This is a genomic window from Rania fehmarnensis, from assembly GCF_056494185.1.
Genome location: NZ_CM151398.1, coordinates 4,407,439 through 4,424,476, shown reverse-complemented (window position 1 = coordinate 4,424,476; position 17,038 = coordinate 4,407,439). Strand labels below are relative to the sequence as shown.

Annotated in this window: 19 protein-coding genes; 5 read left to right on the top strand and 14 right to left on the bottom strand. The window is 53.3% G+C overall.

Translation table 11 applies throughout. The features are described from left to right. Window positions 1–88 precede the first annotated feature (88 nt). Complete coding sequence (locus SH573x_RS15125) at window positions 89–298, bottom strand: DUF454 family protein (protein ID WP_479356354.1); 210 nt, start codon at window positions 296–298, stop codon at window positions 89–91. Continuing rightward, window positions 291–1,118 (bottom strand): succinate dehydrogenase iron-sulfur subunit, encoded by an 828-nt coding sequence (sdhB, locus tag SH573x_RS15120; RefSeq protein ID WP_479356352.1) that lies wholly within the window; start codon window positions 1,116–1,118, stop codon window positions 291–293. Before sdhB ends, SH573x_RS15125 begins: the two co-directional genes overlap by 8 nt. Before the next feature lie 184 nt (window positions 1,119–1,302). Between sdhB and SH573x_RS15115 the strand changes: the two genes are divergently transcribed. Continuing rightward, complete coding sequence (locus tag SH573x_RS15115) at window positions 1,303–1,611, top strand: Rieske (2Fe-2S) protein (RefSeq protein ID WP_479356350.1); 309 nt, start codon at window positions 1,303–1,305, stop codon at window positions 1,609–1,611. A gap of 11 nt (window positions 1,612–1,622) precedes the next feature. Here SH573x_RS15115 and SH573x_RS15110 read toward each other — a convergent pair whose 3' ends face one another. The 6 genes from SH573x_RS15110 to hmpA all read right to left on the bottom strand — a co-directional run bounded on the left by SH573x_RS15110 (window position 1,623) and on the right by hmpA (window position 8,273). Continuing rightward, entirely contained in the window at window positions 1,623–1,973 is a 351-nt protein-coding gene (locus tag SH573x_RS15110; RefSeq protein WP_479356348.1) for a cupin domain-containing protein, read from the bottom strand. 38 nt (window positions 1,974–2,011) lie between these two features. Beyond that, window positions 2,012–3,484 (bottom strand): outer membrane protein assembly factor BamB family protein, encoded by a 1,473-nt coding sequence (locus SH573x_RS15105; RefSeq protein ID WP_479356346.1) that lies wholly within the window; start codon window positions 3,482–3,484, stop codon window positions 2,012–2,014. Then, on the bottom strand, window positions 3,481–3,774 hold the full coding sequence (locus tag SH573x_RS15100; RefSeq protein WP_479356344.1) for a GYD domain-containing protein: 294 nt from the start codon (window positions 3,772–3,774) through the stop codon (window positions 3,481–3,483). Before SH573x_RS15100 ends, SH573x_RS15105 begins: the two co-directional genes overlap by 4 nt. 54 nt (window positions 3,775–3,828) lie before the next feature. Further along, window positions 3,829–4,545 carry an iron-sulfur cluster repair di-iron protein gene (ric, locus tag SH573x_RS15095; RefSeq protein WP_479356342.1) on the bottom strand — a complete coding sequence of 239 codons (717 nt, stop codon included), beginning with the start codon at window positions 4,543–4,545 and terminating at the stop codon, window positions 3,829–3,831. An 84-nt stretch (window positions 4,546–4,629) separates the two neighbouring features. Next, window positions 4,630–6,930, bottom strand: a complete 2,301-nt coding sequence (locus SH573x_RS15090) for a nitric-oxide reductase large subunit (RefSeq protein WP_479356742.1) — start codon at window positions 6,928–6,930, stop codon at window positions 4,630–4,632. A gap of 110 nt (window positions 6,931–7,040) precedes the next feature. Further along, a complete protein-coding gene (gene hmpA, locus SH573x_RS15085; RefSeq protein ID WP_479356340.1) occupies window positions 7,041–8,273 on the bottom strand; it encodes an NO-inducible flavohemoprotein in 1,233 nt (410 codons plus the stop codon). A gap of 158 nt (window positions 8,274–8,431) precedes the next feature. On the opposite strand from hmpA, the gene SH573x_RS15080 reads away from it, so the two are divergent. Then, entirely contained in the window at window positions 8,432–8,863 is a 432-nt protein-coding gene (locus SH573x_RS15080; RefSeq protein WP_479356338.1) for an RrF2 family transcriptional regulator, read from the top strand. A gap of 60 nt (window positions 8,864–8,923) precedes the next feature. Here the strand turns inward: SH573x_RS15080 and SH573x_RS15075 are convergent, their stop codons facing one another. The 6 genes from SH573x_RS15075 to SH573x_RS15050 form a co-directional block, all read right to left on the bottom strand. Then, the gene (locus SH573x_RS15075; RefSeq protein WP_479356336.1) at window positions 8,924–9,193 is read right to left on the bottom strand and encodes a DUF2024 family protein; all 270 of its coding nucleotides are present in this window, start codon (window positions 9,191–9,193) and stop codon (window positions 8,924–8,926) included. A gap of 186 nt (window positions 9,194–9,379) precedes the next feature. Further along, window positions 9,380–9,703, bottom strand: a complete 324-nt coding sequence (locus tag SH573x_RS15070) for a hypothetical protein (RefSeq protein WP_479356334.1) — start codon at window positions 9,701–9,703, stop codon at window positions 9,380–9,382. Next, window positions 9,700–10,503: a 4Fe-4S dicluster domain-containing protein gene (locus tag SH573x_RS15065; protein ID WP_479356332.1), complete on the bottom strand. Its 804-nt coding sequence runs from the start codon at window positions 10,501–10,503 to the stop codon at window positions 9,700–9,702. Before SH573x_RS15065 ends, SH573x_RS15070 begins: the two co-directional genes overlap by 4 nt. Beyond that, window positions 10,500–11,315, bottom strand: a complete 816-nt coding sequence (locus tag SH573x_RS15060) for a nitrate reductase cytochrome c-type subunit (protein WP_479356330.1) — start codon at window positions 11,313–11,315, stop codon at window positions 10,500–10,502. The genes SH573x_RS15065 and SH573x_RS15060 overlap by 4 nt, the downstream gene beginning before the upstream one ends. Further along, window positions 11,312–13,753: a molybdopterin-dependent oxidoreductase gene (locus tag SH573x_RS15055; protein ID WP_479356328.1), complete on the bottom strand. Its 2,442-nt coding sequence runs from the start codon at window positions 13,751–13,753 to the stop codon at window positions 11,312–11,314. Before SH573x_RS15055 ends, SH573x_RS15060 begins: the two co-directional genes overlap by 4 nt. 26 nt (window positions 13,754–13,779) lie before the next feature. Next, a complete protein-coding gene (locus tag SH573x_RS15050) occupies window positions 13,780–14,058 on the bottom strand; it encodes a chaperone NapD (protein ID WP_479356326.1) in 279 nt (92 codons plus the stop codon). A 180-nt stretch (window positions 14,059–14,238) separates the two neighbouring features. On the opposite strand from SH573x_RS15050, the gene SH573x_RS15045 reads away from it, so the two are divergent. From SH573x_RS15045 to dsrP, 3 genes are read left to right on the top strand one after another with little or no spacing between them, the layout of a single operon-like run. Beyond that, window positions 14,239–14,820, top strand: a complete 582-nt coding sequence (locus tag SH573x_RS15045) for a cytochrome c3 family protein (protein ID WP_479356324.1) — start codon at window positions 14,239–14,241, stop codon at window positions 14,818–14,820. Further along, window positions 14,807–15,772 carry a 4Fe-4S dicluster domain-containing protein gene (locus SH573x_RS15040; protein WP_479356323.1) on the top strand — a complete coding sequence of 322 codons (966 nt, stop codon included), beginning with the start codon at window positions 14,807–14,809 and terminating at the stop codon, window positions 15,770–15,772. The genes SH573x_RS15045 and SH573x_RS15040 overlap by 14 nt, the downstream gene beginning before the upstream one ends. A gap of 5 nt (window positions 15,773–15,777) precedes the next feature. Continuing rightward, a complete protein-coding gene (dsrP, locus tag SH573x_RS15035) occupies window positions 15,778–17,025 on the top strand; it encodes a sulfate reduction electron transfer complex DsrMKJOP subunit DsrP (protein ID WP_479356321.1) in 1,248 nt (415 codons plus the stop codon). Window positions 17,026–17,038 lie beyond the last annotated feature (13 nt).

The window sequence follows — 17,038 nt, the reverse complement described above, 5'->3', positions numbered from 1 at the left end:
AACTGAAGATCAGCGTGGAACCGACCAGCAAGGTCACCATTCCATAAGCGAGATGTTTTACGCTGCGGCGTACTCCGCCTTGATCTCGCTAATCTCGGAGTGGCCCACCGACCAGCGGCCACGCCATCGCCTTCGCGTGCATTGCTGGTGAGACGCGTAACAAAAAGTAGCACATAAGCAGCAAGAATGGCGTGGTTGGGATTCCAGGCAAAGCAACACCGAGCATTGCCAAAAGAAAGAACACACCAGCCATAAGCCAATAGAGCAGGCGTTTAGCGCCGCGGGCTGTTTCAACCATCAAAGAACTTCTTGATAACGTGAATGGTTGCTGCTCGGTTGGCTCGTCCCCAAGAGTGCATTAGCGGAATGTTTTTCGGGCATACGGCTTGGCAATTGCCCGCTTTTCCACAATTTTGAATTCCACCTGGTGCGATCATAGCTTCAATACGGCGTGTCACGAGCGATTGGCCATTAGGGCTTGAGTTCATCAACACCGCTTGGCTCATTGCTGCGGCACCAATGAAGTGTTGATCAAGCTCCTCGTCGCGGCGTTTCACAAAGGCCTCTTCCGACTCCTCTTGATGGCGATTGATGACAACTTCATTGAACTGGGGGCAAGCTTCCAAACAGCAGCCGCAGCTCATACATTGACTTAACGGATAATCCCGTTCTTGTTGTTCGGATGACTGCTTCGGTCCACTACCCATGTCGTAGTAGCCATCAACGGGAACCCAGCATTGAAGTTTTTCCAAGGCACGGAACAAGCGATAACGATCGACGCACAGGTCGCGAACGACCGGGAACTTACTCATCGGCCGCAGTTCAATCTCAGTGGGACCGTCCAAAAGCAAGCGATCGACCAATGCCGAACATGCTTGGCGTACTCGCCCGTTGATGCGCATTGTGCAGGAACCGCAAACCTCTTCCAAGCAACCTGACTCGTAAGCGACCGGCGCGACCATCAGCCCCTCGTTTGTAACCGGATTCGCCGAGATCCGCTGCAGCACGGCGGTGATGTTCAGTCCAGGCTCGCGGTCGAATGTGAATGACTGCCAGTACGAGGGCTTTGATGGATGGTCTTGGCGTTCGATGCGAACCGTGAATTGTTGGATCGTCATGTTAACGCTCGCTAAGAGTCCTGGGAAATTTACACCTGCATGTATACAATAGGGCATCTCGTTTGACTTCGATAGACCTATCCGCGTCCAGGAGATGCACGATGAACCAGCCGAGCACGGTTTACGAAGTGCCACGGACAAACTTTCAACAGACCGCTGAACTTACCCGCGAGGATTAGATTCAATGACTTGGTTCAAGGTCGCTTGCCTGGAAGACATCCCACCGGGCTCAAGAAAAATGGTAATCGCAGATGATCAACTCATCGCGCTGTTTAATGTCGACGGAACGATTTACGCAATCGACGATTTGTGTCCGCATCAGGGGGCTCCATTGAGCGAAGGACTGTTCATCGGCTGCGTTGCCGTTTGCCCATGGCACGGTGCTGAGTTTGACGTCACCAACGGCAAGCTTCTCAGCGGGCCAGGCGTTCGTGACGTCAGAGCTTACCAAGTTTCAATAAAGGGTGACGATGTGGAAATTGAGTTGAGTTGAGCGGAAGAAAATCAATCGCCGGTGCGGTTCACGGAACCCTTCAACAAGATCGTGACCAACACGGTTGAATCGTCAACGGCTTCGACCGCATGCGGGGCGGCAGCAGTCAGGTACAGTAGGTCGCCAGCAAGAAGTTCTTTGGCCTCTCCTTGAGATGTGAACTTCACGCGTCCTTCCAGACAAAAGACAGTGATTTCGTCTGGCGCTTTGTGCTCGGCGATCTGCTTGCCTGCTGGTAAGACAAGCCGTATCGCCTCCATCACCTCAGTTTTGAACAACGTAGAAGTTTTGGTGCTTCCGATCTCGGAACCCAGCGGCTGCAAATGAATCACTTCGGATGGATTTGCGTGTTTAATGGACATTGGAACTTCCTGTTTTTATGAGTGGAACGTTAGTAAAGTCACTGTCCGACGCAGTACAAGTGTTGGCCGGTGCGAACGAGCAGACGATCACCGGCTACTGCGACGCCATAAACCATCGGGTCGCCATACGAAAACATTTCGTGGAGCTGATTCTCTGGCATCCCTGCAAATACTTTCTCGGGGCCAGTTTTAGGAGCAGCCTGTTCTGGAGGAACGGCATTCGCCTTCCTTTGCTCCGCCGCCGCACGGCTCGCCTCCATCATCGCGTCGGCGTCATAAAGCTGATTGCGGGCAACTCGATTGTACTGGTCGCCGGGCTTAAGAATGACCGTAAACCCATTCTTTAAAACAAAATAGACGAGTTGCTCCCCGTCGGGTTGAGTGACTCCGACGGCCGATGCCCAGCATGGATTGCCGATTCGTTTGGCAAAAACTTGCTTACCTGTCTCTTGATCGACGCAGAACAGCACCCCAACCTTGTTGACGTAGTAGACGTATCCAGCGAATGCCAGCGGCGTCGAATAATACGAATTTGCTCTTTCAGCGCCCCAGCGGACCTTATAGCCTGCTTTCCCATCAACATTCGTTAACTTGATGCAGCAATTCGATCCAGCCGTCGCGTCCTCGTCGGTTGCCCCACCATACATGGTCGTTGAGCCGACGAAGATTTCGTCACCATCGATGATTGCCGAGGGAATGTGATTACCCTGCAAACCGCCAAGCTGCCAGAACGACTCTCCCGTCTTTGCATCGTACGCATCCACCGTGTCGGCAGAGCTGGTAATGACAATGTTGCGGTCTCCTGACTTTGCGACTACCGGTGAAGACCAAGAAGGCACTCGTTCTCCACGATCCGTTTTCCAAGCCACCTCGCCGCTCTGCTTTTCTACCGCCACCAAATAGGACGGTCCATGGTGATCGATCAACACGAAAAGGTGATCGTCTGTCTGCGCAAGTGAACTTGCGACACCGCGTTCGTTATCGACATTTCCATAGGTCTTGAGCAGCGGAAGACTCCAAAGTTTTTTACCGTCATGCGACATCGCCGTCACATCGCCACTGGCAAAGAAGGAGTAAACCGCGTCCTGATCGACACAGCACGTTGGGGCAGCGCGGCTGTTGCGAAAATAGTTTTCAACTTTCGTGGTCGCCTCGATATGCGAGGTCCACAACTTATTACCACTTTGCAAGTCGAAAGCGTGGACCTGGCAGTCTTCCTGAAACGGACCCTCACTGCTAGTTACATAGACTTTGTTGTTCCATACGACGGGTGAGGATTGCCCATAGCCAGGGATACTCGTCTGCCATGCGACACCTTCAGTAGGCGACCACTGGGTCGGCACGTTCGCTTTTGCTACCCCACTTCCGTCACCACGAAAGCCGCGCCACGAATCATCACCAAAGCAGGCTGACGCCATCGCGAATCCGAGCAACACAGCGAGCGTCGTTCGATTAAATGAAATGGAGCTTTGCCCGAATCTCTCTGCAATAGAACCTAAGGGTGCGTTCATGATACGGCCTTTAGAACAGTCTCAAACTCTTGGTTGTCGTAGCAACGCAGGGTCTGAGTTCTTACGTTGCCATTCTTTGCCAACTTGACGAGCAATGCAGATCCAACTGCCTCGTCAGGGACTTCAAAAACGACGCAACCATCGTATTGGCCAACGGCCCAAACTTGCAAGACAAGCTTTCCGCCAGCATCGCTAACGGACTTTCCAAAGTCTGAAGCACGTTGGACTGACTTGTCGACATTTCGGGCACCTTGGTCCGTGAACTGGATCAGAGAGAGATAGCGAATCATAAGGAGCGCCTTTTTGAGCGAGTGAAAAACAGGAAGGAAACATTCTCTAAACTCTCACACTCGGTCGTGCTCGAGTTGAACAGCCTTCGGAAACAAGACGTTGTTTTCCTTGTGGATGTGCTGGTGCATATCTGCTTCTAGTCTTGCGAGCGAATCAAGCATCGCTCGATAGGTATTGCAGGCCCATTCCGGCGGTGTGTACCCGTCAGTGGACTCGTTCAGTATCGCCAGAGCATCACCTGCTTGGTCGTGTTCGTGCTCCATTTGCCGAATGGGATTTACCACGCTACCGCAGTGGAATTCTTGACGCTCCGGTGAGGCCTCAAGCTGCCGAACGATCGGAAACAGAATCCTCTCTTCTTTCATCATGTGCGGCTCGAGCTCTGCCTTGAGAGCGACAAAAGCCTGACGCATCTTGAACAATCGCTCGTCCTTGTCACCGTGAACTCGCGCGACCTTTTCGGTCATTGCATCCAGTCGCGGCAGTTCCTCGCGGAGGTAAGCATGATGGGTCGCTTCGATGTGATCAGCTAGTTCAGTGAGTCCCATCGAGTCAACGTCGACTAGTGTGCCAAGATCAGCTTGTTCATCGTTTGTGCTGATCGCTTGCAGCACCTCGCCCAAGTCGATGCCCCGTTTCTCGCAAGCCCGAACAAGCGAGACCTTACCACCGCAGCAGTAGTCAATTTTGAGCGATTCAAAGACTCGGGCGCGAGTTGGTTTTTGACGAACAAAGTCACCGACGGTTTGTTCGGGATCGAGAGTGATCATTTTTGATTCCTGTGGGAGTTCGTTGAAACAAAGTAGTTTGAAATGGCCTGTGACAGCGTGGACACACGCGATCTGCTTGAGTTCTCAGGCAAGTGCTGTGTCACGTTGCTCCTTTTGGGCGTCGGGATTGAGACTTTCCAAAGCATCACTTTCGGGAGGATCAAAACCGTCATCGACACTGGAGAACGAATGTCCGGTCTTAAGCCCAAGAATGAACCAGACTAAAGCAACAGCTCCAAGGAAGAAGATGGTGTCACCGGGAACTCGCATCCATCGCAGTGTTTGCATAAGATCGGTTTGCATGAATTCACTACTGCGGGCGAACCAATAACCGCGTTCTACCGAGGCTTTGGTTTGCAACAGTCCAACTGGTAGTAGGCTCAGTAGGCACATTGCCATGAGACCGACGTTCATGCCCCAGAAGCCTACTCTCAGCATGCCATCTTTCCATGGTCGGCCCGGAATTAGTACTCGTAAACACATCAGCATGAGGCCAATGCCAAGCATCCCGTACACTCCGAAGAGCGCGGCGTGTGCGTGAAGCGGTGTCGTGTTCAGGCCTTGCATGTAATAGAGTGCGATTGGCGGATTGATCATGAACCCGAATAAGCCGGCACCGATCATGTTCCAGAACGCGACCGACACGAAGAAATAGATCGGCCATTTGTATCGCTGGACCCACGGAGACGCTTTGCTTCGTCTTAGGTCTTCCGTCGCATCGAAGCCGATGAGCGTGAGCGGCACCACTTCAAGTGCACTAAATACTGAACCCCATGCAAGCGCCACCGTCGGTGTTCCCGAGAAGTACAGGTGGTGGCAAGTTCCAATGATCCCGCCCGCCAGGAAAATCGTAGCCGACAGTAATGCCGCCGCTGCCGCTAAACCAGGACGAACAAGGTTCAGTCGCATGAATACGAACGCGATCACCGTGGTCGCGAAGACTTCAAAGAAGCCTTCAACCCAAAGGTGAACGACCCACCACCGCCAGTACTCAACCATCGTCAGATGTGAGTGCTGCCCCCACGTCAACCCGGCTCCGTAAAACAATGCGATCGCGGCGGTCGCCACGGCCAGCAGTACGACGAGATGACGCTGGGAATTAGCTTCTGTCGTTGTGGGATCGGCCTTCTGACGCAGCGCGGGCCAAAGAACTCTCAGCATTAGGACTAGCCATAACAGCAGTCCACCCAATAACGCGATCTGCCAGATTCGGCCAAGCTCCACGTATTCGTAGCCCTGGTGTCCGAGATAGAACGAAACAGTGTCGCTCATGTAATTTTTGATGCTCAGCCATTCGCCCGTCAGTGAACCGACGACGACCAATAGCAGCGCTCCGAAAAGAATGTTGACCCCTAGACGCTGATACTTTGGTTCGTGATTGCTGACTAGCGGCCCGATAAACAGCCCGGCGGCGAGCCAAGCGGTTGCAATCCAGAACAATCCGATTTGGACGTGCCAAGTTCGTGAGACGCTGTAGGGTAAATACTCTGCAAGCGGAAAGCCGTAGAACCCTTCACCTTCAACACCGTAGTGAGCGGTTATGATTCCCAACGACATTTGAGCGAAGATCAATGCTGCAACAACCCAGAAATACTTGATGGTTGCCTTTTGCGATGGTGTCGCCTTCCACTGAGCCAGTGGATCGCTAGCAGCGATGCTATCAGGCTTTTCCTCATCTTCACGACGGGATGCGTACCACCACGCCATACCGGAAATCCCAGCCAGCAGCATGATGACGCTCACGCCGGTCCAGACAATGTTGTCACCTGTCGGGCGATTACCAACTAACGGTTCGTGTGGCCAATTATTGGTGTAGCTGGCAATGTCGCCTGGCCGCGTTGTCGAGGCGGCCCAAGATGTCCAAAATACGAAAGAGGAGAACTTGCGCAGCCGCTCTTCGCTCGAAATGGCTCCGGCTTGAATCGCGTAGTCGGCGTTTCCATCAATAAAGACGGTCCGGTAATGATCGACGTTGGACTCAAACGCCTCTGCCCGAATGGGATCGATGGTCACGACACCCGTTGATTCTTCATACGTGTTGTTTCGCATCAGGTCCGACAAGCGGCCACTTAGTTGAGCTTGTCGTTCGGAGTCAAGGTCTGCAAACGGCTTGCTGAATTCGGCTTTGGCCCACTTGTCGAGGATGAACACGGCCTCACGGTGCAACCAATCAGCCGTCCAGTCCGGGGCCACGTAGCTGCCGTGGCCCCAAATGGAGCCGACCTGCATACCGCCCAGTGACTGCCAAACGTTCTGGCCTTCGCCAACTTCACCACTGTCTATTAGCGTAGCGCCAGCAGTAGTTACAAACTTGTCTGGTATCGGTGGCATCTCCTGAAAGATGCGAGTCCCAATCCAACCAAGGACTAGGAATGAAAAAATCATCACGGCCCCGAAGGCCATCCATAAGCGTTTCATTGATTTAACTTTCAGAGCTATCGGGACCTGTGACCAAGGTCTCTTGTTTTGGTTTTATGACTATGCGTTTCTCTGAACTAGACTGACGCGGCGACGAGATCTTCTTTCGGCCCGAAGAACTCATAACGAACGCGATGTTCATCGACGCCGAGTTCTTGCAATGAAGCGCGAACATTTCGCATAAACGGTTTGGGCCCGCAGAAGAAGAACTCGGCCTCGGAATAGGGAGTCCAGTCTCTGAGCAGATCTGTCGTGATAAATCCCGCCGTATCACACTTTCCGCCTTCCACGTCGCCGGATAGAGGCGCATCGAATATGACCTTCGTGCTGACATTGCGTCCCGACTCGGCGAGATCGCGAAGCTCGCCCGCAAATGCTTGTACCTGACTATTGCGAGCAGCCTGTATGAAGCAAACCTTTGCTTCTGGATTTTCTTTGACGAGAGACTTGGCCATGGACAGCAGTGGAGTCACGCCAATTCCGCCGGCGATCAAAACGATCGGCTTAGCAACGGCCGCTGGATCAATCGTGAATTCGCCGCAAGGCGGACCTAGTTCGATGCGGTGTCCCTCTTCGACTGCGTCGTGCAAATGATTGGAAATCAATCCATCAGGAGCATCCGGAGCGAGTCGTTCTTCGCGTTTGACACTGATGCGGTAATGGGGTTGGCTTGCACAATCCGAAAGGCTGTAGTTCCGTGGTGATGTTGGTGTATGAGGATGATCGATGTGTACGGTGATGTATTGACCTGGCTTAAACGGTGGAAGCGGGCCGTCGTCAGCGGGTTTCAGGTAGAACGAGGTTACCAATGAACTTTCGGGAACCTTCTTTGCGACGACGAATGTTCGCGTTCCGTTCCATCCGCCGGGCAGCGAAGCCTGCTCTTCGTAAATCGCGCCTTCACGCCCGATGAATAGGTCGGCCAAAAATCCGTAAGCTTCGGCGACAGCTTCGACGATTTCGTCGGTGGCTCCATCGCCCATCACATCTTTGATGGCAGCCAGAAGATTGCTGCCGACGATCGGATAGTGCTCTGCCTTGATGCCTAGCGACACATGCTTTTGCGCGATCAGTTCGACGGCTGGCAATAGCACGGCCGGATTATCGATGTGCGTGAAGTACGCACAAATGGCACCGGCGAGCGCACGCTGCTGACCGCCTGTGTGCTGGTGAGCCTGATTAAAGAACGCCTTCACTTCAGGGTTGGCCTCGAACATCCGTTCGTAAAACCGTCGCGTAATGGTCTCCGCGTTGGCGGCCACCAATGGCGTAATTTCCTTGACGATCCGAATCGTTTTTTCACTCAGCATGGGTGGGGTTCTCAATTTTGGGAGAGGTTCTTTCAGGAAGGTTGCCGACAGCGTGGTGCGACGCAACTCAAACATGCACTTAAAGGTATACTATTCAATGTGCACGTCAAGGTGTATGTTTAGGGCAGCAAGCTAAACTTCGTCAGCTAGGAAAGACCATGCTCACGCAGACAACAGAATACGCACTTAGAGCCGTCACATTCCTAGCAACGCAAGTCGCCTGTGACAAAACGCCTTCTTCTGCTGACAAGATTGCCGCAGCGACGCAGATACCTCGACGCTATCTTCCCAGGGTCATGCAGAATTTGACCGCCGAAGGATTGGTGGAATCGCGGTGCGGCGTACAAGGAGGTTACGTGCTGGCACGATCTGCCGAATCGATCACGATTCTTGACGTCGTCAACGCGGTCGAACCGATCAAGCGGATTTGTCATTGTCCGCTGAATCTACAATCGCACACATCTTTGTGTCCGTTGCACGCCGAACTCGATCATGCCTACGAGGTAACGGAGCAAGCTTTTGCCAATGTGACGATCGCTGGCTTGCTGAATTCCACCAACCCAATCATCCCTTTGATCGACTCTCCGTAATGCCGAGAGTCTGCGGGTCTACATCAACAAAAGCGAATTCGCGGTGTTGCTCTGTGTCGATCAAGCCGCGAGTTTCTTGCGACTCGTCTTTTCAACGATTGCAAAACCCTGCCGCTTGAGCTCGATTCTGTGCTCTGCGGTCACGTTTGCCTGAGCGGCCGACACTCTGCAACTCAGTTCCGCTTCGACTTCGGGTGAATGTCCGCCAGCGAATTGAGCCGCAACATGCTCGACAATTCCTTTGAGGGTTCCAGCCGCCACGACAACGTCAAAATGAAGTATTGAACCGTCGTGTCCCGTTGCGTAGGTGTCATAGCAATCAATAACCATAGCATGCCATCCCTTTGAAAGCGTATCGAGACTAGTTGTCACGAGTGCTCTCCCGCCTAAAGAAAAGCGACTCATTGCTGGCAGATTCGTAAATGCCACTCAATTGCACTTCGATCGGCAACGAACCTGTGATCCTGCAGAAAAACTGATGCAATCGCTAAAGTCGACGCAAGCTACCATCGAGTTCTAACAACCGTTGGGTACACGATTACGAGTGATTTTGGTGGTGGGATTTCCCGGCATGATCGTGTCGCACCACATCTCGCCTTCAAAAACGTATCGCACCTGAATCGCATGTGCTTCGTCCGCTGCAAAGGCGGCTTCCGCAGTCGCAAGCGGTACAGTTGCATCGGTCGCCGCTGATTTCAATTGCACATGCTGTACGCTGGCCCCCGCGGCTAGGTCGGCGAACAACTGCAACACTTGGTCTTTGGCCCATTCCGCCTGAAGAATCTCCGGTAGCGGCACATTGTTCTCAAGATCTTCTAAGCTTAGTTTTTTGCTCGTCATGGTCTTGGTAATCCTGGTCGAGAGAAGGCGGGCATGAGCAGAATCGCATTTTCGGGGGCTGGGCAAACGTAGCGACACACGCCGCAGCCTGTGCATGTTTCTTCGTTGATAATGGGCTTGCCGTCAGTAACCGTTATTGCGCTATCGATGGGGCAACGTTCACTACACACGGTGCAAGTTGTGTGATGATGAGCAAGGCACAGTTGTTCGGTGACCTTGGCTGTGCCCATGATCGGAGGGAGGAGCTTGGTCAACACTCCAGGTTCGCACGCGTCGATGCAGGGAAAGTCTGGACACATCATGCAAGCCGCTGTGTCCGCTTCAATAATCGGTGTACCGGCTATGCTGCCAAGTCGCTCAGGTGCTTTGCGAATCGCCTCGTAGGGACAGGCAGTGATGCAGTCACCACACCGCGTGCAGCCAGATAAGAATTGAAACTCATCGATCGCTCCGGGCGGACGAAAAACGGGCAACGTTCGCGATACCGATCTAAGTCCCAAGTTGGTTGATGGGACCGGGTCGATGTTGATACCCGCGATGCTGCGAGGTTTCGCGTCGGACGATTTTTCTTCGCTTGGCTCGGAATACTTCGTCGGATACCGCATGACCAGCGGCGGAAACTTGGCAGATGGAATGAACTTCCACATGCGGCCTTGCAGTAAATCTCGCCGGCTTTGATTCGTCTTAGGCGACGCAAACAAATACTTAAACGCAGCTACCGGAAGCTTGATTGTCACGTAGAGGGCACGCCACAGAGCCGAGTAAATGCGAGCAATGAAACTACCCGCCCGATTTTTCATTGCGGCGTTCCAGCACCTACTTTTGCGGTCACCACATCGAGCGGCGGCAACATGGGAACAACTTCGGATTCCGGCATTTGATCTAGCGTGGCTGATGGGGCGTGGCACTGAACGCAGTTGGTCCGCCATGGGTGCGTTGACTCCATACCGGCCCAACCGTGCGGCCCGCCGTGGCAGGCATTGCAGTTCTCTCGCATCCAACGCGAGTGTGGGATTGTTGGCGGCGCACCCTTGTATGCTCGCTTTCCTTCTTTGGGTGCCGGCAAGCCTACGAAGGTTGTTTCAACCGTCGAATCAATTGTCTGAAAGGGTGTCGGTGCCATCGGCGCGTGACACTGAACGCAATTTGCAAGGTACGCATGCGACATCACACTGGCCTTCAAGCCCGCTATCTTCACGCCTCCCGAGTGACATGCGTAGCAAGCTGCATCGTTTGTGTTTTCGACCGGGTGGGGAATAATCGGCGGTGCTCCGTTGTAAGCTCGTCTTGAAGCACGCAATTTGCTCGATGCTTTCTTTTCTGCTTCGCTGGGTTCAATCTTGGTGTACAAGTCAAACTCAGGTTGCGGCAAGCTCTGCAGCGTTGCTTGCCATGCTTTGGTCGGTCCCATGGGCGTACTCGCGATGTCGGCATAGCTAAGTGCCGGAACTAATTTCGTGTCCACGACGGCCGAGTCGGAAGGCCACAGGTCGACAAGCGATGATTCGTTGACTCCGTCTGGCATCGGGACACCATCGCCGATGCCGACAAAAAAGCCGATGACAGCGATTGCGATCACAGAGGAGAGAAAGACCGTAACGAACCGGCTCATGACGGCACCTTCACTGGAGGCTTCTTCACTTCGCTCTTTTTCACCACGCGAACGGCACACTTCTTATAGTCGGGTTGTTTCGAAAACGGATCATGTGCCTCGAGCGTGCAGTTATTGATCAACTTGGTTTCGTCGAAGAAGGGAACAAACACTGTCCCGCGTGGCGGTCGGCCACGGCCATCGATCCACACCGGTAGTTCGCATGTTCCACGACGAGATTCAATGACCACCTTTTCACCCTGGCGAATGTTGGCCGCTTTCGCGTCTTCGCTGTTCATCTCGACGTAAGCGGTTGGCATCGCTCGATTCAGCGGCGCGAGTCGGCGTGTCATTGTTCCAGAGTGCCAGTGTTCCAATACCCGGCCCGTGCAAAGCCACATTGGATAGTCTTTATCCGGCATTTCCGGAGGCGGCGCATACTCATGAAACCAGATTTGTGCGCGACCATCGTTGGAGGATGAGTGATAGAACTCGAACTCTTGTCCTTTGGTAACGAAGGGGTCGTCAAACTCCGAGAAGCGATAGCGTGTCTCTCGCCAAGAGCCGTCGTCTTGCTGAACCACGGGCCAACGTAAGCCGCGAGCTTTGACATACTCATCGTACGGAGCGAGATTCTTATGCTTCATCGTGGAGAACAAGCGATACTCTTCGAACAGGTGCTTATCGACGTTGGTGTCGTAGTAGTGCTCGAACTGCCAAATCGGAATTTCCTTTCCGTCAGCATCCTTGATGGCAAAAATAAACTCGCCATTCTTATCCTTCATGCCTTCATGGCCCATCTCGAACAACTTATGAGCGATCGCGATCGTCATCCAGCAATCATCGCGAGCTTCACCAGGTGGATCTACCATCTTGAACCATTGTTGAGTGCGCCGTTCGCTATTGCCGAACATGCCATTTTTCTCAACCCACAAAGCCGCAGGAAGTATCAAATCTGCAAGCTGAGTCGTGGCCGTTGGGTAGACTTCACTGACGATCAGGAACTTATCCTCAAGGCCCTTCTTGCTGTTGAACAACGCGTTTAAATTCGGCAGCGTTTGTCCTGGGTTGGTAACCTGCACCAGCATCGTAGTGATATCACCACCTTCAGCCGTTGGCTTCGTGAAATGCTCGAACATCTGAATCGTATGATACCCGGGCACTTCATTAATACTGCCGGCGCGTAGGTTCCAAAACTCCTCGCAATGCTGCCGGTGCTCTGGCTTCGTAACAACGCGACCGCCAGGCAAGGCGTGGGCCAGCGTGCCCACCTCGCGCACCGTACCACAGGCCGAGGGCTGTCCCGTCAGGCTCGTCGGCGCGTCACCGGGACGACCGAAGTGCCCAGATAACAAGTGTACTCCGTGAACTAGCGAATTAATCGCTGTTCCCATTGTGTGTTGATTCATCCCCATGCACCACAACGATGTGATGCGGATGTTGTGGTTGCCAAACAGCTCACCCAGCATGCGGATCTTTTCGGCGGGCACACCCGAGAGCTCTTCGACATGCTCCGGTGTGTATTTGGCAATTCGTTTGCGGAACTCCTCCTCACTGATCGCTTCACCTTGAAGCGTTGGCGTTTCGGCCTCAGGACCACGGAAATTGCAATGCTTTTCAACAAACGATTTGTCATAGTTGTCGTTCGCAATCAACAAGTGCATGATGCCGAGCGAGATAGCAACGTCACCATGCGGCTTCATTTCTAAGTAGTCCGTGGCAGCATCAGTGGTTCGCGTTCGCCGCGTACCGATGTCGATGATGCGAACGGTTTCTCCGCGCGATCGGCGGTCCGTTACACGCGAGAACAGCACCGGGTGCATCTCAGCTGGATTGTTCCCCCAAGTGATCAGTACATCACATTCGTCGAGGTCCTGGTAACAGCCAGCTGGTTCGTCAACACCGTACGTTGCCAGGAAGCCCGTTACTGCCGACGACATACAAAGTCGTGCGTTGGGGTCGATATGATTATTGCTCAAGCCGCCTTTCATGAATTTCTGCGCGGCGAAGCCCTCGGGAATCGTCCACTGACCGGACCCGTAGAAGGCAAATGTCTTGGGCGAGTCGAAGATGCGTTTCGCGATGATCTCAATCGCTTCGTCCCATTCGATCTCTACTAGCTTGTCTGCTTTGCGCAACAATGGCTTAGTAAGTCGATCTTTGCCGTAAAGGATGCCGCCGACGTGGTAGCCTTTGACGCATAGCAACCCTTTGTTGACATCCGCAGCTTTGTCGCCTGCAATCGCAACGACACGACCGTTTTCGACGCCGACTTGTACGTGGCAACCGGTTCCGCAGAATCGACAAGGAGCCTTGTTCCAGGAAAGTCCATCAAGCACCGGCAGATCACCAACACCCTCGTCAGCTTGTACGACCGGTAACGACGTGCCGCCAGCAACCATCGAACCGGCTGCGACCATCGCAGCGGACTTTAAGAAACTGCGACGTTCGGAATCCATTATGTTTTTTCCTAATTGAATCTTCATTAATTGGCCTGATCATCTTCATCGAATGCGACCATCGCGACAGCCACGTCAAGCACGCCAGGCAACTGTTGTACCGTGTTCCAGATTTCCTGATCGCGACGCTTCGTTTCAGAATCGATGACGATCGCCAATTTACTACCCGCCGACTCACCAATGTCGATCTCCGGTATCATACGTAAAGCCTCAACAGCCGCGGAATGCTCGGTGACCGGGGACCGGAAGGTTACGACAAGTCCGCTGATTGGCACCGCGCTTGCTTTCCTAAAAAGTAGTGGCATCGTTGGAAACTGAGGTTTCGCTAACATGCACCTAAGTGTATACATTAGATGTCGTCTGCGAAACCTCATTTGGAACGGAAATTTATGCCGCGAATCGCAAGTTTATTTTTCGCAGTTTTGTTGTGTTTATTCGCTTCGATGGCTTTGGCGGCTCTCTGGCAGTCAGGCACACGAGCGAATATGTCCGCTAGTCGTACCGATAAAGCTCAGGCGTCGCACGCGTCCGTCCATTCGAACGAAACGCATCCGGTCATCATTCGCAAGCCATCCGGACCACCACGAATCGAGCTCGCTGGGAACGATCCGCAGGGGCGCATAGCTAGCGTTGCATGCTCAACCTGTCACAGCGTTCGCCAAGCCAATCTCGAAAACAAGACCGCGACGACACTCGATGAGTTTCACCAAGGCATGACGTTCAATCACGGAAACATCGCCTGCTATGCCTGCCATAACCCAAATGAATCCGACGCTCTGCGATTGGCTGACGGAAGCTCTGTCACTTATGAGAACGTGATGACGCTTTGTTCTCAGTGCCACAGTAAGCAAGCTGAGTCGTTCGCTCATGGTGCTCACGGCGGCATGAATGGCCACTGGGACCTGAGTCGTGGTCCCCAGATGAAGAACAACTGCATCGACTGTCATGATCCTCACGTGCCGAAGTATCCGAAAATGATCGTCGGGTTCAAGCCGAAGGATCGCTTCAACGAGCCGTCAAACTCGGAACACCAACAGGAAGGGACGGCTGCGCATGACAAACACTGAGCCAAACAACACCCAACAGGCTGAATCCAAAGCAAATCGCTCTCTACCGATCGTCGAGAATTTCACTCGCCGTGCCGCTGTGAAAGGAGGCTTTGCGACCCTCGGGGCTGCCGCCTTTGTCGCTGCCATTTCGCCGCTTCGGCAAGCCGCCAAGAGCACGACTGCAGTCGAATTTATGCAGCAGCACTACACGGAACTATCGCCAGAGCAGAAAGCGGATGTCATCGCTCGCTTGGAAGCTGAAACCAAGGAAAAATATGGCGCTGACGTTACCATCGCCGACGACCGTCCGATCCCCGGTACCAAGTTCGTCTACGCGATCAACCTGAGCGTTTGCAACGGAAACGGCAAGTGTGTCGAAGCGTGCCACAAGGAGAACAACCACGACCGCTCAACGAATCAGTCTTACATCCGCGTCATCGAAATGCCCAAAGGCACGATGGATATGGAGAAGGGTTCGACGACCTATTCGGGTGTTGTTCCCAAAGACGACAAGTTCTACCTGCCAGTTCAATGCCAACAATGCGATGAACCACCTTGCGTCGATGTTTGCCCCGTGAAGGCAACGTGGAAAGAGGAAGATGGCATCGTGGTCGTTGACTACAACTGGTGCATCGGATGCAGGTACTGTGAAGCCGCCTGCCCGTATCACGCTCGGCGTTTCAATTGGAAGCAGCCCGAAGTTCCAGCAGAAGAAATCAATCCTGACCAGAGCTATTTGAGCAATCGAGTGCGGCCAGTGGGTGTCGTCGAGAAGTGCACCTACTGCCTGCACCGCACTCGCCGCGGCAAGTTACCAGCTTGTTTAGAGGCCTGCCCGACGGGTGCTCGCGTGTTTGGCAACATTCTCGACAAGAATTCCGATATCCGCTGGATTTTGGAAAATAAACGCGTCTACATCCTCAAGGAAGAACTCGGTACCAAGCCAGCGTTCTTTTACTATTTCGATTGAGCGACATGAGCAGTATTCCCGTAAAAGAAACGGCCATCACCAGCTACCCGAAGTTCATCGGACGAGCGCTATGGTTGGCGACCGAAGGCTCCTTTGCGTTCTACGCTTGGATGACTGCGCTCACGGCCGTTTTCCTTGTCGGGGCTAATGCGTGGGCTAATCAAGTAGCCGGCGGCATGATCAGCACCAACATGACGGATCACGTCAGTTGGGGTTTGTACATTGCCAACTTTACGTTCTGCGTTGGACTGGCGGCTGGTGGCGTGATGATGGTCATTCCAGCCTACCTTTACGATGACGAAGAGATGCATAAGGTGGTCATTATCGGTGAGGCAGTAGCGATTGCTGCGATCGTGATGTGTACCTTAAGTGTCGTTGTGGACTTAGGCCGACCAGATCGGTTTTGGCACTTGATTCCAGGAATCGGCAAGTTCAATTGGCCAATGTCCATGTTGACCTGGGACGTGATTGTATTAAACGGCTACTTGGTCATCAACTTGCACGTCGTTGGCTACCTGTTGTACATGCGATATTTGGGGCGCAAGCCGAACGGCTGGTGGTACCTTCCGTTTGTATTTCTGTCGATCTTCTGGGCCATCAGCATTCATACTGTGACTGCGTTCTTGTACTGCGGACTCGGTGGTCGTCCGTTTTGGAACAGCGCACTTTTAGCGCCACGTTTCTTGGCTTCGGCGTTCGTCAGCGGTCCCGCTTTCATCATCCTGGTGATGCGGGTATTGCGAGTGACCACAGGCTATGCGGCACCCATTGGTCCAGCGCGTACGTTGATCCAAATCATCCGAGTCGCAATGACGATCAATCTCCTGATGCTGGTCAGCGAAATCTTCACAGTTCTGTATACCGGCAGCGCTCATGCAGCGCCGCTCAATTACCTGTTCTTTGGTGACCACGGGAAAAGCGGCCTAGTACCATGGATCTGGACTGCGATCGGTATGAATCTGCTTGGTACAGTTCTGTTCTTCACGCCTGCAGCCATGGAACGCAGCCACGTGCGAATTCTGGCGTGTCTACTTGTGATCGTTGGTATTTGGATCGAGAAGGGTATGGGCTTGATTGTCCCCGGGTTTATTCCATCAACACTTCACGAGATCGTCGAGTACTCACCGAGCTTACTAGAATGGAAGGTCGTTGCTGGCATCTGGGGATTGGGGCTAATTATCCTCACTTTGTCACTTAAGCTCATCGTCAACGTGTTTACCGGCCGCATGCACACTGACGAACCAACAACGTGACATTCGTTGAATG

What these genes read in the sequence shown, in the direction of transcription:
- SH573x_RS15125 (WP_479356354.1), bottom strand. Translation starts at nt 298, where the DNA reads ATGGTTGAAACAGCCCGCGGCGCTAAACGCCTGCTCTATTGGCTTATG.
- sdhB (WP_479356352.1), bottom strand. Translation starts at nt 1,118, where the DNA reads ATGACGATCCAACAATTCACGGTTCGCATCGAACGCCAAGACCATCCA.
- SH573x_RS15115 (WP_479356350.1), top strand. Translation starts at nt 1,303, where the DNA reads ATGACTTGGTTCAAGGTCGCTTGCCTGGAAGACATCCCACCGGGCTCA.
- SH573x_RS15110 (WP_479356348.1), bottom strand. Translation starts at nt 1,973, where the DNA reads ATGTCCATTAAACACGCAAATCCATCCGAAGTGATTCATTTGCAGCCG.
- SH573x_RS15105 (WP_479356346.1), bottom strand. Translation starts at nt 3,484, where the DNA reads ATGAACGCACCCTTAGGTTCTATTGCAGAGAGATTCGGGCAAAGCTCC.
- SH573x_RS15100 (WP_479356344.1), bottom strand. Translation starts at nt 3,774, where the DNA reads ATGATTCGCTATCTCTCTCTGATCCAGTTCACGGACCAAGGTGCCCGA.
- ric (WP_479356342.1), bottom strand. Translation starts at nt 4,545, where the DNA reads ATGATCACTCTCGATCCCGAACAAACCGTCGGTGACTTTGTTCGTCAA.
- SH573x_RS15090 (WP_479356742.1), bottom strand. Translation starts at nt 6,930, where the DNA reads ATGATTTTTTCATTCCTAGTCCTTGGTTGGATTGGGACTCGCATCTTT.
- hmpA (WP_479356340.1), bottom strand. Translation starts at nt 8,273, where the DNA reads ATGCTGAGTGAAAAAACGATTCGGATCGTCAAGGAAATTACGCCATTG.
- SH573x_RS15080 (WP_479356338.1), top strand. Translation starts at nt 8,432, where the DNA reads ATGCTCACGCAGACAACAGAATACGCACTTAGAGCCGTCACATTCCTA.
- SH573x_RS15075 (WP_479356336.1), bottom strand. Translation starts at nt 9,193, where the DNA reads ATGGTTATTGATTGCTATGACACCTACGCAACGGGACACGACGGTTCA.
- SH573x_RS15070 (WP_479356334.1), bottom strand. Translation starts at nt 9,703, where the DNA reads ATGACGAGCAAAAAACTAAGCTTAGAAGATCTTGAGAACAATGTGCCG.
- SH573x_RS15065 (WP_479356332.1), bottom strand. Translation starts at nt 10,503, where the DNA reads ATGAAAAATCGGGCGGGTAGTTTCATTGCTCGCATTTACTCGGCTCTG.
- SH573x_RS15060 (WP_479356330.1), bottom strand. Translation starts at nt 11,315, where the DNA reads ATGAGCCGGTTCGTTACGGTCTTTCTCTCCTCTGTGATCGCAATCGCT.
- SH573x_RS15055 (WP_479356328.1), bottom strand. Translation starts at nt 13,753, where the DNA reads ATGGATTCCGAACGTCGCAGTTTCTTAAAGTCCGCTGCGATGGTCGCA.
- SH573x_RS15050 (WP_479356326.1), bottom strand. Translation starts at nt 14,058, where the DNA reads ATGCCACTACTTTTTAGGAAAGCAAGCGCGGTGCCAATCAGCGGACTT.
- SH573x_RS15045 (WP_479356324.1), top strand. Translation starts at nt 14,239, where the DNA reads ATGTCCGCTAGTCGTACCGATAAAGCTCAGGCGTCGCACGCGTCCGTC.
- SH573x_RS15040 (WP_479356323.1), top strand. Translation starts at nt 14,807, where the DNA reads ATGACAAACACTGAGCCAAACAACACCCAACAGGCTGAATCCAAAGCA.
- dsrP (WP_479356321.1), top strand. Translation starts at nt 15,778, where the DNA reads ATGAGCAGTATTCCCGTAAAAGAAACGGCCATCACCAGCTACCCGAAG.